General features: G+C 38.7%; 13 protein-coding genes and 1 pseudogene. 13 read left to right on the top strand and 1 reads right to left on the bottom strand.

Going from position 1 to position 14507, the window contains the following annotated elements; translation table 11 throughout:
- The first annotated feature begins 172 nt into the window (after nucleotides 1–172).
- From fmt to spoVM, 8 genes are all read left to right on the top strand, one after another.
- A complete protein-coding gene (fmt, locus tag LDX58_RS05065) occupies nucleotides 173–1123 on the top strand; it encodes a methionyl-tRNA formyltransferase (protein WP_227935763.1) in 951 nt (316 codons plus the stop codon).
- Nucleotides 1116–2462 carry a 16S rRNA (cytosine(967)-C(5))-methyltransferase RsmB gene (gene rsmB / locus LDX58_RS05070; RefSeq protein ID WP_227935764.1) on the top strand — a complete coding sequence of 449 codons (1347 nt, stop codon included), beginning with the start codon at nucleotides 1116–1118 and terminating at the stop codon, nucleotides 2460–2462. The genes fmt and rsmB overlap by 8 nt, the downstream gene beginning before the upstream one ends.
- Nucleotides 2463–2484: 22 nt before the next feature.
- Nucleotides 2485–3576 carry a dual-specificity RNA methyltransferase RlmN gene (gene rlmN, locus LDX58_RS05075; protein ID WP_227935765.1) on the top strand — a complete coding sequence of 364 codons (1092 nt, stop codon included), beginning with the start codon at nucleotides 2485–2487 and terminating at the stop codon, nucleotides 3574–3576.
- 10 nt (nucleotides 3577–3586) lie between these two features.
- Nucleotides 3587–4327 carry a Stp1/IreP family PP2C-type Ser/Thr phosphatase gene (locus tag LDX58_RS05080; protein ID WP_227935766.1) on the top strand — a complete coding sequence of 247 codons (741 nt, stop codon included), beginning with the start codon at nucleotides 3587–3589 and terminating at the stop codon, nucleotides 4325–4327.
- A complete protein-coding gene (gene pknB, locus LDX58_RS05085; RefSeq protein WP_227935767.1) occupies nucleotides 4324–6336 on the top strand; it encodes a Stk1 family PASTA domain-containing Ser/Thr kinase in 2013 nt (670 codons plus the stop codon). The genes LDX58_RS05080 and pknB overlap by 4 nt, the downstream gene beginning before the upstream one ends.
- 65 nt (nucleotides 6337–6401) lie before the next feature.
- A complete protein-coding gene (gene rsgA / locus LDX58_RS05090; RefSeq protein ID WP_227935768.1) occupies nucleotides 6402–7286 on the top strand; it encodes a ribosome small subunit-dependent GTPase A in 885 nt (294 codons plus the stop codon).
- Entirely contained in the window at nucleotides 7286–7936 is a 651-nt protein-coding gene (rpe, locus tag LDX58_RS05095) for a ribulose-phosphate 3-epimerase (RefSeq protein ID WP_227935769.1), read from the top strand. Before rsgA ends, rpe begins: the two co-directional genes overlap by 1 nt.
- 510 nt (nucleotides 7937–8446) lie before the next feature.
- A complete protein-coding gene (gene spoVM / locus LDX58_RS05100) occupies nucleotides 8447–8527 on the top strand; it encodes a stage V sporulation protein SpoVM (protein ID WP_227935990.1) in 81 nt (26 codons plus the stop codon).
- Nucleotides 8528–8608: 81 nt separating this feature from the next.
- Here the strand turns inward: spoVM and rpmB are convergent, their stop codons facing one another.
- Nucleotides 8609–8797 carry a 50S ribosomal protein L28 gene (gene rpmB / locus LDX58_RS05105; protein WP_227935770.1) on the bottom strand — a complete coding sequence of 63 codons (189 nt, stop codon included), beginning with the start codon at nucleotides 8795–8797 and terminating at the stop codon, nucleotides 8609–8611.
- A gap of 221 nt (nucleotides 8798–9018) precedes the next feature.
- On the opposite strand from rpmB, the gene LDX58_RS05110 reads away from it, so the two are divergent.
- The 5 genes and pseudogenes from LDX58_RS05110 (at nucleotide 9019) to recG (ending at nucleotide 14506) form a co-directional block, all read left to right on the top strand.
- Nucleotides 9019–9384, top strand: a complete 366-nt coding sequence (locus LDX58_RS05110) for an Asp23/Gls24 family envelope stress response protein (protein WP_227935771.1) — start codon at nucleotides 9019–9021, stop codon at nucleotides 9382–9384.
- 17 nt (nucleotides 9385–9401) lie between these two features.
- Entirely contained in the window at nucleotides 9402–11093 is a 1692-nt protein-coding gene (locus tag LDX58_RS05115) for a DAK2 domain-containing protein (protein WP_227935772.1), read from the top strand.
- A gap of 26 nt (nucleotides 11094–11119) precedes the next feature.
- The gene (locus tag LDX58_RS05120; RefSeq protein ID WP_227935773.1) at nucleotides 11120–11977 is read left to right on the top strand and encodes a DegV family protein; all 858 of its coding nucleotides are present in this window, start codon (nucleotides 11120–11122) and stop codon (nucleotides 11975–11977) included.
- Nucleotides 11978–12344: 367 nt separating this feature from the next.
- Nucleotides 12345–12461 (top strand): annotated as a pseudogene (locus LDX58_RS05130) (L-serine ammonia-lyase, iron-sulfur-dependent, subunit alpha); the annotation flags it as partial.
- Nucleotides 12458–14506, top strand: a complete 2049-nt coding sequence (recG, locus tag LDX58_RS05135; RefSeq protein WP_227935774.1) for an ATP-dependent DNA helicase RecG — start codon at nucleotides 12458–12460, stop codon at nucleotides 14504–14506. The pseudogene LDX58_RS05130 and the gene recG, both read left to right, overlap by 4 nt.
- Nucleotide 14507: the final 1 nt, after the last annotated feature.

The following is a 14507-nucleotide window of genomic DNA, read 5'->3' on the forward strand; positions in this document are numbered from 1 at the left end:
GAAGTAGGCGCGTAGCGAGAGTAGCCATTGCAACACCGCATATGAGCCAAGGAAAATACCAAGAAAAAGGTCGCCCTTTACCTTTTTCGCTAAAATCGACATGAAAAACTTTAAAATATATACATAAAATAAAATACGTTGTATAAATGCAAGTTGAAAGGTGGTAATCAATTTGAGAATAGTTTTTATGGGAACTCCTGATTTTTCGGTTCCTATATTGCGCAACCTAATACAAGAAGGATATAACGTTGTTGCAGTCGTCACTCAACCTGACCGACCCGTTGGGAGAAAGCGAATTGCAACACCTCCTCCTGTAAAAATAGAAGCAGAAAAACATCAAATCTCTGTCTTGCAACCTGAAAAAATTAACAATTCAGATGAGGTAGAAAAGGTTTTAGCTTTTAATCCAGATTTGATTGTGACAGCTGCTTATGGTCAAATTTTACCCAAAGAATTGTTGGAAAGTCCAAGGCATGGTTGCATAAACGTTCATGCTTCTCTACTTCCCAAATATCGTGGAGGGGCACCGATTCACCAAGCAATTATTGATGGTGAAAAACAAGCAGGAGTAACAATTATGTATATGGTAGAAAAATTAGATGCTGGTGATATGCTCTCCCACGTTACTGTTCCAATTGCAGAGGAAGATCATGTTGGTTCCATGCATGACAAACTTAGCGTTGCAGGAGCCAAACTTTTAATTGAAACAATACCTGATTTGATTAACAAAAAGATAGAGCCGGTACAACAAAATGAATCCGAGGTATCATTTGCTCGGAACATTACACGAGACATGGAGCTACTTGATTGGAGTCGACCTGGTGAAGATTTATACAATCAAATTCGAGGATTACATCCGTGGCCTGTAGCTTATACGATGTTAGAAGGGAAGCCATTAAAAATTTGGTGGGGACAAAAAGTGCCATCCAAGCAAGAAGTTGGACCTGGAATGATAGAACGAATCGAAGAAAATGGCTTCGTTATAGCAACAGGTAATCAAGTTGCGATCAAGATTACAGAATTACAGCCATCTGGAAAAAAGAAAATGGATGCTGAGTCATTTATCCGTGGTGCAGGAGCCCATTTAACTACTGGAATGAAGCTAGGAGAATCGAATGAGTAAACCAGTTCGTGAAGTAGCCCTTGAGGTGTTACTACAAATTGAGAAGAATCAAGCATATAGTAATTTATTATTGAATCAAACAGTGAAACGAACGAACTTAGATCCTAGAGATGTTGGTTTGTTAACTGAAATGGTGTACGGTACGATCCAACGAAGAGATACCCTTGATTTTTACCTTCAACCCTTCATCAAAAAAGGAGTCGATTCTCTTCAAGATTGGGTGAAAGTTTTATTAAGATTATCTGTTTATCAGTTAGTTTATTTAGACCGTGTCCCTGACCGAGCAATAGTTCATGAAGCGGTCACAATTGCCAAGAAACGAGGGCATAAAGGGATTAGTGGGATGGTAAATGGTGTGTTAAGATCTATGTTACGTGAAGGGATGCCAACATTAGATTCTGTTAAAGGCGAAACGGAAAAAATCGCTCTTGAGACAAGCTTCCCTATTTGGATTGTAAAGCGCTGGGTTGATCAGTATGGAGTAGAAAATGCAAAGGCGATGTGTGAATCAAGTCTTGTTCCTCCATCTGTAACCGTTCGTGTTAATCGTGTAAAAGCAACAGTAGATCAAGCTCTAGACTTACTTCAGCAAGTTGGATTAGAAGTGAAACGTGGAGATTTGTCTGAGGATGCTATTATTATAAAAAAAGGAAATGTCTTTCAATCGAGTGTTTACCGTGACGGCTTTGTCACTGCTCAGGATGAGAGTTCGATGTTAGTGGGACGAGCAATTGGCGCTGAGGCTGGAATGCAAATCATTGATGCATGTGCGGCTCCAGGTGGCAAATCCACTCATATTGCAGAGCAAATGAATGACCAAGGGATGGTTTTATCCTTTGATTTACACGAACATAAAGTCAAATTGATTCGAGAACAAGCAAGTCGTCTAGAACTTGCTATCATTAAGGCACAAGCACTAGATGCTAGGAAGTTAAAAGAACATCTAGGTGATCAATTATTTGATCGTGTGTTGGTAGATGCACCTTGTAGCGGGTTTGGTGTGATTAGGCGAAAACCAGATATAAAATGGTCAAAGGAATTAAAGGATATTCAAGCCATTCAAACAATTCAACGAGATATTCTCAAGGCAGCAGGCGCGTTAGTTAAAGGTGGAGGCAAACTTATTTATAGCACATGTACGGTAGATAAAGATGAAAACGAAGAAGTGGTCCAAGCATTTTTAACGGAACATCCAGAATTTCAACTTGATGAAACGTTAGGTGAACGACTACCTGAAAAAGCAAGAAATTCTGAGCTTTATCAAAGTGGGATGATCACGATTTTACCGCAAGACTTTGAAACAGACGGTTTCTTTATTGCTAGTCTTGTTAAACAATAAGGGGAACGAAAGGTGTGTAATCATGGAGGAATTAAAAACAACTAGTGAACGACCAAATACGAGCCAGCTTCGTTCAATCTATTCTGTTCAGTTTACAGAATTACAAGAATGGCTAGTGGAACAAAAAGAACCAAAATTTAGAGCGACGCAAATATTTGAATGGCTTTATAAAAGCCGAGTATCAGATTTTGAAGAGATGACGAATCTCTCAAAGGAATTAAGAGGAAAGCTGTCGAATTCGTTTGTATTAACGACGCTTAAAATTGTTACAAGACAAATATCTTCAGATGGTAATACGGTTAAATTTTTGTTTGAATTATATGATGGATATTCAATCGAAACAGTTGTTATGCGTCATGACTACGGTAACAGTGTTTGTGTGACAACCCAAGTAGGCTGTCGTTTAGGTTGTACATTTTGCGCTTCGACACTAGGAGGTTTAAAGCGTAACCTCGAAGCAGGAGAAATTGTTGCGCAAGTATTAGAATCTCAACGAGCAATGGATGAAGTAGAAGAACGAGTTAGTTCGGTTGTCGTTATGGGAATTGGAGAGCCATTTGATAATTACGCAGAGCTTGTTCCATTCTTGAAAACGATCAACCATGAAAAAGGATTAAACATAGGGGCACGACATATTACCGTCTCGACAAGTGGAGTGGTACCTAAAATTTATCAATTCGCTGATGAAAAAATGCAGATTAATTTTGCTATTTCCTTACATGCGCCAACTACAGAGATTCGCAGTAAGTTAATGCCGGTAAACCGTGCATGGCCTCTACCGAAGTTGATGGAATCTATTCGTTATTATATTGAAACAACCGGAAGACGAGTTACTTTTGAATACGGATTATTTGGTGGCGTTAATGATCAGGAGGAACATGCAGAACAGTTAGCTGACTTAATTAAAGACATTAAATGCCATGTTAACTTAATTCCGGTAAATTATGTTCCTGAACGTGATTATGTACGAACACCAAGAGATCAAATTTTTGCGTTTGAAAAAGTATTAAAAAAACATAAGATTAATGTAACCATTCGTCGTGAACAAGGTCATGATATTGATGCAGCATGTGGACAGCTTCGTGCAAAGGAGCGAAAAGAGGAGACGAGGTGATTTTAAAAAGATGAACTTTACATTTCGAACAGATATAGGGAGAGTTCGTTCTCATAATGAGGACAGTGGCGGTGTCTTTAAAAATCAAATTGGGTTATTAGCTATTGTAGCAGACGGAATGGGTGGCCATCGTGCTGGTGATGTCGCTAGTGCGATGACGATTGATTATTTTCGCCAAATATGGGAAAAAGAACAAGAGATCAACTCAGTAGTAGAAGCTGAAAAATGGTTGGCGGAACATTTTGAAAAATTGAACACTGAGTTATACACACATGCCCAGCAACATGAGGAATGTCATGGAATGGGGACGACCATCGTTATTGCATTGTGTACGGAAGAATTCATTTCTATCGCCCATATAGGAGATAGTCGTGCGTATGTTTTTAATGAATTTGGTTTTAATTTAAAAACAAATGATCATTCTCTTGTGCAAGAACTCGTTCGTAATGGCCAGATTTCTGAAGAAGAGGCGGAGCATCATCCAAGAAGAAATGTCCTTTTACGAGCAATGGGAACAGAAAAAGAAATTAAGATGGAGACTACAACTTTACAGGTTGAAGAAGATCAATTAATTTTATTATGTTCTGATGGACTGACAAATAAATTATCAACGGAAGACCTTAAATGGCAAATAGAAAAAGGCGATTCCTTATCTGAAAGAGCAGACGGTTTAATTAAACTTGCAAATGAGCGTGGCGGAGAGGACAACATTACAGTAGCTATCGTCCAATACGGGGGACCTGAACAATGATTGGGCAGAGAATAAGTGGTCGTTATCAAGTCCTCGAGACAATTGGCGGCGGTGGAATGGCTAATGTTTACAAAGCGCTCGATGTCATTTTAGATCGTCATGTTGCAGTAAAAGTACTCCAACCCCAGTTCTCAGATGATGAACAATTTATCAAGAGGTTTAGAAGGGAAGCTCAGGCAGCAACAAGTCTAGCGCACCCGAATATTGTTAATATTTATGATGTTGGTGAAGAAGGTAATACTTATTACATAGTGATGGAATATGTTGAAGGTCAGACGCTAAAAGAATTGATTCAATCGACTGGACCCATTCCTGTGGGGGACTGTGTTGATTATATGGTGCAGATGCTTGCTGCGCTTGAACATTCCCATGCTAATCACATTATTCATCGTGATATTAAGCCACATAATATTTTAATTAGTCATGAGGGTGTTGTGAAAATTACCGATTTTGGTATTGCTCGAGCGATTTCAGCTGCAACGATTACTCATACCAATGCCGTTATGGGTTCTGTTCATTATTTATCGCCAGAACAAGCACGTGGAGGTCATATCACTTATAAATCGGATATTTACTCTTTAGGAATTGTTTTTTATGAAATGGTAACAGGAGTTCTTCCCTTTTCTGGAGATACGGCTGTATCGATTGCGATTAAGCATCTTCAGAACGATGTACCCTCGGCGAAGGAAAAAATACCTGAATTACCACAAAGTATTGAAAACATCATTCGTAAAGCAACAGTTAAAGATCCGACAAAGCGTTATGCAACCGTTCAAGAAATGGAAGAGGACGTCATTACTGCTTTAAATTCCGAACGTATAAATGAAGCTCCTTTTATTTTTCACGAGGATGAAGAGGCAACTAAAGCAATTCCGATCATACGTAACCATGATTCTGTTGCCTTAGATAAAACAGTTGAGATGCCACCTACGAAGAAACCAGTTGTCGCTCAACCACCACCTGTACACAATGATAAAAAAGAACAACCAAAGAAAAAAGGCAAAAAGAAAAAATGGTTTGTTATTTTATTATTCATTACGATTTTCCTTTTTGGTGCAGTCATTGCTGCTTTTGCTCTTTTACCTAGTCTTTTTCACGTTAATGAAGTAGTTGTTCCAAATGTTGTTGAGTTACCTTTTGAAGAGGCGGAAGCCATATTACTAGAAGAGGGTTTAATCGTTGAACGTGAAGATGTTGAAGACAATGTCATCCCTAATGACCATATTGTGAGACAAAATCCACTTCCGGATTCAACAGTAAAGGAAAAAGCGGTAATTCGATTATTTGTAAGCATGGGCAAGGAAGAAATTGAGCTTGATAATTATGTCGGCCTGCCTGTAGAAGAAGCAGAAACGATGTTAGAAAGACTTGGTTTTACTGTTGAAAGAACCGAAAGAGCCACAGATAAACAAACTCCTGGTACTGTTCTATTGCAAGATCCCAAAGAAGGTACTAGTGTGGTAGTTAATGAAACAACCATTTATCTTACCTACAGTGTCGCTGCTCAAATAAGATTAAGAAATCTTGAAAACGAAGAAGAATCAACTGTACGTAATTATCTAAATGATGTTGGGTTAATTGCTCGTTTTGAATCAAAACATTCAAATTCAATAACGTCCGGTCGTGTCATTTCACAATCGCCTAACCCATTTACGTTATTAAACAAAGGCGATGAAGTGAGGATTGTTCTCTCTAAAGGTCCAGAACCAGAACCAGAACCAGAACCAGAACCAGAACCAGAACTAGAACCAGAACCTACTCGCCTTTATCACATTAAACAACCAGTGGACGTATCTGATGAAGATCGTGAAGCTGGGAAAACCTTTGAGGTTCGAATTCTATATCGAGATGCAACGACTGGTGGCGAAAAACAAGTATTGTATGAGGAAATAATTGAAGAAACACAAGAATATTCCATTGAGCTTCTGGTAAAGCCTTCGCAAAGTGGTTTATTTGAAGTGTATATTAATGGAGAAATGGTGAGACAATCGGAAGAATATGAATTTTAAACTTTATGACGACAGGTTTTTTAAAATAGTAACCTTGTTGTTTTCAATTAAGTAGGAGGTTTTGGATGGCAACAGGAATGATTATAAAAGCGTTAAGTGGTTTTTATTATGTTCAGGCTGAAGATGGGGTTTTTCAATGTCGTGGGCGAGGAAATTTTCGCTTGAGACAAATAAAGCCACTAGTTGGCGATGAAGTTGAATTTCAAGTTGAGAATAAAACGGATGGGTATATCCTTGACGTGTTTGAACGTAAAAATGAACTGATAAGACCGCCAATCGCCAATGTTGATCAAGCTCTACTTGTTTTCTCTGCGTTAGAACCAGATTTTAGTCCTTTGTTACTCGATCGTTTTCTTGTACATATAGAAGCCAATGATTTAAAGCCTATTATTATTATTAGTAAGGTTGATTTGCTTAATCACACATTGTTAACAGAGATTGACGCATATAAACAACAGTACGAAGATATTGGTTATACGGTGTTACTAACTTCAACATTTAATAGTGATGGGATAGATGAGATTATTCCTTATCTAGAAGGTATGGTGAGCGTTGTAGCGGGACAATCAGGAGTAGGGAAGTCCTCATTATTAAATAGCTTAAAACCGGAATTAAATATTGAAACGAATGAAATATCCTCACATCTAGGGAGAGGGAAACATACAACTAGGCATGTTGAATTGTTGAAAATAGGTGGAGGTCTCGTAGCTGACACACCGGGATTTAGTTCGCTTGATTTTGTTGATTTAGAGGCGGAAGACCTTTCGAATTGCTTCCCAGAAATGGCGAAAATCTCTTCAAACTGTAAATTTAGAGGTTGTACCCATACCTCAGAACCGAAATGTGCAGTAAAAGTAGCTCTTGAACAAGGAGAGATTAGTAAGTCTAGAATGAAGCACTATAACCAGTTTTTAGATGAAATTAAAAGTCAAAAAAGGAGATATGACTGATGATTAAAATTGCGCCTTCTATTCTATCAGCTGATTTCGCAAAGCTAGGTGAGGACATTAAAGAGGTGGAGTTAGGTGGAGCTGATTATATTCACGTGGATGTGATGGACGGTCACTTTGTTCCTAATATAACGATAGGAGCGCTTGTTGTTGAAGCGATTCGTCCAATAACGAGCTTGCCTTTAGATGTCCATCTTATGATTGAAAATCCTGATACGTATATTCCACATTTTGCTAAAGCGGGTGCTGATATTATTTCAGTTCATGTTGAAGCGTGTCGTCATTTACATCGAACGATCCATCTTATTAAAGATCAGGGTGTAAAGGCAGGGATTGTTTTGAATCCAGCTACTCCTGTCGAAGTGATTGAACCTATTATTGAAGATGTAGATTTAGTTTTATTAATGACGGTTAATCCTGGATTTGGTGGTCAGAGATTTATTGAATCGGTTTTAACTAAGATTGAAAAAGTTTCTGCACTTGTTCGCAGTCGAGGTCTATCCGTAGAAATTGAGGTAGATGGTGGGGTTAACCAAGCTACTGCAAAGCAATGTATTGAGGCAGGAGCAAATGTTTTGGTTGCAGGCTCAGCGATTTATAATGAGGTTGATCGGGCCAAAGCAATTGCAGACATCAGAGGAGAAATATGAACAACATGCAAGGTTACTGAAAAGGTAAAAATCAATATTTGAAGATTTCTGAGGAAGCGGCAATGGCTCCGTACGTTGCGCGTCTGCTATGGAAAACCGCTCATAGCAGGCTTAAGACAAAGCAACGGTTCCACTCATTGCTTAAAGGCTACTGAAAAAGGTGAAAATGACCTTTTTCAGTAGCCTTTAGCATGTTGTTTTTTTTTTGCCTCAGAATGAACATTCTTTTTAATTAGACATATATTGAGGTATAGGGCATATGCATAATGATAGAGAGAAAAGGATAAGTTGCTCACGGTTTTACATGATATGGCGAGCCTGAAAAATAGGAATAATTTGTCGTATCTGCATATATTACTTTAAGAGAGCAATTATTTTTATCCTTATCATGATTCTTGTCTGAACAAATGGCTTGAAGGATAGGGGCGACTTCGCTTCACGTCCTATGGTCGTGAGTTAAGTTTCTTGAATAATATCCCCATGGGCTATTCACGTTGAGGAGGAGGAGCTATGAAATTCTACACGATCAAGCTACCTAGATTTTTAGGTGGGTTTGTCAGAGCAGTATTGAACTCATTCAAAAAAGGGTAAACAAAAAAGCACCGTATGACGGTGCTTTTTTGTACAGTTATGAAAGCATAAGCTCTCATAACTTTTCATCATTAATAAAACTTAAACGCGTTCTACTTTACCAGACTTAAGTGCGCGAGTAGAAACGTATACACGTTTAGGCTTACCGTCTACTAAAATACGAACCTTTTGTACGTTAACACCCCAACGGCGCTTCGATTTATTAAGTGCGTGAGAGCGCTTGTTTCCTGTGCGAGCTTCTTTACCTGTAATATAACATTTACGTGCCATTATATGCACCTCCTTATTTCCAATACAGACCTTGAAATCATACTTAAATATAGTAGCATAGCACTTGGTATAATGCAATAGCTTCGTAGAAACTTTATCAAGTAAAGATACTTGACACACTACATGTGGAAGAGCTATAAGTCGAATACGCTTTTAAATTCAGGTGTAGTATAGTAAAATGACGTTAATGAATCAAGTTTTTTTTCAGAGGAGGAATGGAAATGTCAATTGAAATGAAAACTCAATTAGGTGTTGTAGATGTTTCAAAGGATGTTGTTGCAACAATTGCTGGTGGTGCAGCTATAGACTGTTATGGAATAGTAGGTATGGCATCTCAAAAGCAATTGAAAGATGGTATTACAGATTTGCTTGGTAAAGAGAATTTCCGTCGTGGCGTAGTCATCCGAGAAGAAGATGAAGATCAAATTCATATTGATATGTACATAATTGTTAGTTACGGCACGAAGATTTCCGAAGTGGCTTACAATGTGCAAACAAAAGTTAAATATCAGCTAGAACAAATGTTGGGGCTTGATGTTGATTCCGTGAACATCTTTGTTCAAGGTGTCCGCGTCACGAACCCGTAAGCGCTAGTTAGGAGGAAATGTTCGTGGCAAAACAAATTGAGGGTAAGAAGCTCGCTTTCATGTTTATCGAGGGAGCTGCCAATTTATCAAAACACGTTAAGGTGATAGATGCATTAAATGTATTCCCAGTTCCAGATGGTGATACAGGTACGAATATGAACCTATCGATTTCTTCAGGTGTAAAAGAAGTAAAACAAAATATAAAAGACGATGCAAGCTTGGTGGCTGGCGCGTTTGCAAAGGGTCTGTTGATGGGAGCTAGAGGGAACTCTGGCGTCATCCTTTCCCAATTGTTTAGAGGATTCTCTAAACAAGTAGAGGGAAAAACTCAAATTTCAGCAACAGATCTAGCACATGCTTTTGAACGTGGAGTGGAGACAGCTTATAAAGCTGTGATGAAGCCTGTAGAGGGTACCATACTAACGGTAGCAAAAGACGCTGCGAAACATTCTATGAAAACAGCAAAAAAGCATGATGATGTTATTTATGTACTTGAAGAAACGTTAAAAGAAGCCAGAGCGTCTTTAAAACGTACTCCAGATCTATTACCTATTTTAAAAGAAGTGGGTGTAGTGGATTCAGGTGGTCAAGGACTTGTTTACATTTATGAAGGGTTCCTAGCTGCCTTAAAAGGAGAGAAATTGCCTGAGACTCTAGAATCTGATGAAATGACGATGGACAATCTGGTTAAAGTGGAACATCATAATGCTCAGAGTCATCTGGCAACTGAAGATATTGAGTTTGGGTTCTGTACCGAGGTAATGGTGCGTATTCAGAAGGAAAAGACAAGAAAGAATCCGTTTGATGAGATCGCATTCAGACAGGAACTAAGTGAAATTGGCGACTCTCTTTTAGTTGTTTCGGACGAAGACCTTATCAAAGTGCATATTCACGCTGAGCAACCAGGTGAAGTTTTAACAAAAGCCCAACGGTTTGGAGAGTTAATTAATATAAAGATAGAAAATATGCGTGAACAGCATACTCATCTTCTTGATGAGACGAAGGAAGTATACGGCCAAGTAGCAAAACAAGAACCTGCTATAAAGGAAAAGAGCGAGTTCGGAATTGTAACGGTCGCAATGGGGGATGGAATTGCTAAGCTTTTTAAAGGGTTAGGAGCTGGAGTTGTCATCGAGGGTGGACAAACGATGAACCCAAGTACAGAAGATATTGTGAATGCGATTGAGGAAGTCCATGCAGAAAAAGTGATCATCCTTCCAAATAACGGGAATATTATTATGGCAGCAGAGCAAGCCGCACAAGTTGTTGGAGACAAAGTTGTTGTGGTTCCTTCTAAAACAGTTCCACAAGGTTTAGCTGCATTGCTATCTTTTAATCCTATTCAAGGACTTGACGTGAATGCTGGAATGATGAAGGATGCTTTGACTACGGTAAAGTCCGGTCAAGTAACGTTTGCAGTTCGTGATACGAATATTGATGGAATCGACATAAAGAAAAATGATTTTATGGGTATTTCTGAAAAGAAAATTGTTAGTTCAGGTGCTGATGTATTAGAGGTTACAAAATCGCTTCTCTCACAAATGATTGATGAGGACAGCGAAATTGTTACACTCTTACAAGGTGAAGATGTAACGACTGAGCAAACCGATTTGCTTGTTTCATTCTTAGAACAAGAGTTTCCAGAAGTAGAAGTGGACGTACAGTTAGGAAATCAGCCACTTTACTCGTATATTATTTCAGTTGAGTAAAGAGTCGAGTAAAAGGAGTGGTCTAATTGTCAGCAAAAATTCAAATCGTAACAGACAGTACGGCAGATATTCCTGCTGAGTTGATTAAGCAGTTAGAAATTACCGTTGTCCCTTTAAATGTTATTTTCTCTGACAATGAAATCTATGAAGATGGTGTGACATTAACTTCGGATCAGTTTTATAAAAAAGTCGCAGAGACTAATGTGATTCCTTCGACTTCACAACCAACTCCTTATCAATTTGAGCAAGTGTACCGATCTTTGTTGAGCGGTGAGGACAGCAAGATCTTATCGATTCACTTATCTTCTATATTGAGTGGTACGTTTCAAGCAGCTACGATTGCTAAGCAATCAATAGATGCAGGTGATTCTATTTACGTGGTAGATTCTAAACGAGCTTCAAATGCAATTGGAATCATTGTTGTCGAAATTGCGAAATTTGCTAAAGAAGGAAAGTCATATGAAGATTGTATAGCTAGGTTAAATGAACTGCTTGCAACTACGACTGTTTTCTTCATGGTTGACACACTAGACTATCTTCAAAAAAATGGTCGAATCGGAAAAGCCTCAGCCGTTTTTGGCTCCATGCTTAAAATTAAGCCGATCTTATCTTTGTCTAAAGAAGGGGAGGTCTTCCCTGTAGAGAAACAACGAGGGCAAAAGAAAGCATTGAATCGGATTATTGAGTTATTAAAAGAGCAATATGGATCAGAACCTGTACATCTGGGTATTTCACATGCAGTGAATGAATCATTAGCAATCGAAATAGTTAATCGCATCAAAGACGAATTTGATGTTAAAAGTGATGTCCTTTCTTCTATTGGTGCAGTCATTGGAGCGCATGTAGGGCCGGGTACGGTTTCCATTGCCATGACTAAAGCTTAATAATGGATAAATGTGAGGGTGACTCAAAATGAAAGTCTCAGACCTCTAGTATGCGGTATAAAAAGTGAAAGCTCGGCTTTTGCTCTTATATTGCAATGCTAGGATAAGTCCTGAGCTTTATGAGTCACCCTCCTTTTTTACGAAGATAAGATTGGAGGAAAAGCAATGAAGTATCAAACAATCTTTAATATTATCGGACATGTTATAATGGGTCCATCAAGTTCCCATACAGCGGGCTGCTAGAATTAGAAGAGTAACACGGAGTTTTAGAGATTTTAACTAATTTTAAAAAAGTGACGAAAATTCATGATGAAGCGGGTGGGTTAACATGTTTAGAAACGTAGCTGAGTCAGAAGGAAAAAAGATAATAGGACAAACTATGCCAGAAGCACTAAAAGAGACCGCTCAGGGAGGGTTAGTAGCGACACCAACGGATCGTGAGTTAGAAGCGGAAACTTTTGGGTTGTCGTCAGATAAAAAATGAATGAAGCATTGAATCAACCAGTGACAGCGGTAACAGGAATAGGAGAAGAAACAGCTAAACTATTACAAGGTCTTCGAATCTTTTCGGTCGGTGACTTACTTGAACATTTTCCTTATCGCTACGAAGATTATCAGTTGAAAGATTTACATGAAGTGAAGCATGAAGAAAGAGTAACAGTTGTTGGAACGGTTCAAAGTGAGCCATCAATTCGATATTTTGGAAAAAAGAAAAATCGTCTTTCTTTTAGACTGCTTGTTAATCAGATTCTAGTGACCGTTACCTTTTTTAATCGTGCATTTTTAAAAAATCAAATAAATGTAAGTACTGAATTAACCATTACGGGCAAATGGGATCAACATCGAATGACAATTACAGGAAGCGAATGTCGAAAGGGTCGAGAAGAGAGGGAGCAAACGATCGCTCCCATTTATTCAGTGTCTGGTAAATTAACTACTAAATCGATGCGCAAGTATATTTACCAGGCGATGAATCAATACAGTGCTGAAATTCCTGATCTCATTCCAGACCAATTGCTAAAGTCCTACAAACTTCCAACCAAAAAAGAGGCGCTCTCAAGACTGCATTTTCCGCCTAATGCAGAATCAATGAAGCATGCTAGGAGAAGAATGGTGTATGAAGAATTTCTCCTATTTCAATTGAAAATGCAGGCCTTTAGAAAAGCGAATCGAGATCGGACAAATGGAAGGGCTTTAGACATACCTGAAAAAGAAATTGAATCCTTTATCAAACAGCTACCTTTCCCGTTAACAGGCGCTCAGCAAAGAGTTGTTAGTGAAGTCATACAGGATATTAGCTCACCTTATCGTATGAATAGACTTTTGCAAGGCGATGTAGGGTCTGGGAAAACAGTCGTTGCAGCAATTTGTATGTATGCAGTGATTCAAGCTGGTTATCAGGCTGCATTAATGGTTCCAACTGAAATTCTAGCTGAACAACATGTTCAATCACTCAAAGAAATATTTGAACCTTTAGGAATTACGGTTGAGCTGCTTTCTGGTTCTGTAAAAGGAAAAAAGCGTGCGGAGAAACTAACTGCTTTGGAAAATGGAGAACTCTCATTAGTGGTTGGGACTCATGCTCTCATTCAAGACGATGTTCGATTTCAAAAATTAGGTCTTGTTATTACCGATGAGCAACATCGATTTGGTGTTGAGCAACGTCGAGTGTTACGTGATAAAGGCGAAAACCCAGACGTCCTTTTTATGACGGCTACACCCATTCCAAGAACATTGGCTATTTCTGTTTTTGGTGATATGGATGTTTCGATTATTGATGAGATGCCCGCTGGAAGAAAAAAAATTGAAACATATTGGGCAAAACCAGATATGCTTGAGCGTGTTCTTGATTTTATTCAAAAAGAATTACAAAAAGGACGTCAAGCTTATGTGATCTGCCCGTTAATTGAGGAATCAGAAAAGCTCGATGTTCAAAATGCTATTGATGTCCATATGATTCTCAATCAGCATTACAAAGGCATCTGGGATGTGGGACTTATGCACGGTCGTCTCCGTGCAACTGAAAAAGATGATGTTATGGAAGCATTTAGTAAAAATGAAACACAAATATTAGTGTCGACAACGGTTGTTGAAGTGGGGGTTAATGTTCCGAATGCCACCGTAATGGTTATTTACGATGCTGAACGTTTTGGGTTAGCGCAGTTACACCAACTAAGAGGAAGAGTTGGACGTGGCCAAGAACAATCTTATTGTATTTTATTAGCCGATCCTAAATCAGAAGTCGGAAAAGAACGAATGAGAATTATGACCGAAACGAACGATGGATTTGTTTTGTCGGAAAGAGACTTGGAGCTAAGGGGACCTGGTGACTTTTTTGGAGCAAAGCAAAGTGGCTTGCCTGACTTCAAAGTAGCTGATGTCGTACATGACTACAGGGCACTTGAAGTAGCAAGACAGGATGCTGTGAAGTTAATACATTCAAACGATTTTTGGACAAAGAAAGAATATGAAGGTCTGCGTAATTATATAGAAGATCAGGGTGTGCTAAATGGTCAAAAAATTGATTAAC

Source organism: Alkalihalobacillus deserti, assembly GCF_020734105.1.
Lineage (GTDB): Bacteria > Bacillota > Bacilli > Bacillales > Bacillaceae_D > Halalkalibacter > Halalkalibacter deserti.

What these genes read in the sequence shown, in the direction of transcription:
- rsmB (WP_227935764.1), top strand. Translation starts at nt 1,116, where the DNA reads ATGAGTAAACCAGTTCGTGAAGTAGCCCTTGAGGTGTTACTACAAATT.
- rlmN (WP_227935765.1), top strand. Translation starts at nt 2,485, where the DNA reads ATGGAGGAATTAAAAACAACTAGTGAACGACCAAATACGAGCCAGCTT.
- LDX58_RS05080 (WP_227935766.1), top strand. Translation starts at nt 3,587, where the DNA reads ATGAACTTTACATTTCGAACAGATATAGGGAGAGTTCGTTCTCATAAT.
- pknB (WP_227935767.1), top strand. Translation starts at nt 4,324, where the DNA reads ATGATTGGGCAGAGAATAAGTGGTCGTTATCAAGTCCTCGAGACAATT.
- rsgA (WP_227935768.1), top strand. Translation starts at nt 6,402, where the DNA reads ATGGCAACAGGAATGATTATAAAAGCGTTAAGTGGTTTTTATTATGTT.
- rpe (WP_227935769.1), top strand. Translation starts at nt 7,286, where the DNA reads ATGATTAAAATTGCGCCTTCTATTCTATCAGCTGATTTCGCAAAGCTA.
- spoVM (WP_227935990.1), top strand. Translation starts at nt 8,447, where the DNA reads ATGAAATTCTACACGATCAAGCTACCTAGATTTTTAGGTGGGTTTGTC.
- rpmB (WP_227935770.1), bottom strand. Translation starts at nt 8,797, where the DNA reads ATGGCACGTAAATGTTATATTACAGGTAAAGAAGCTCGCACAGGAAAC.
- LDX58_RS05110 (WP_227935771.1), top strand. Translation starts at nt 9,019, where the DNA reads ATGTCAATTGAAATGAAAACTCAATTAGGTGTTGTAGATGTTTCAAAG.
- LDX58_RS05115 (WP_227935772.1), top strand. Translation starts at nt 9,402, where the DNA reads ATGTTCGTGGCAAAACAAATTGAGGGTAAGAAGCTCGCTTTCATGTTT.
- recG (WP_227935774.1), top strand. Translation starts at nt 12,458, where the DNA reads ATGAATGAAGCATTGAATCAACCAGTGACAGCGGTAACAGGAATAGGA.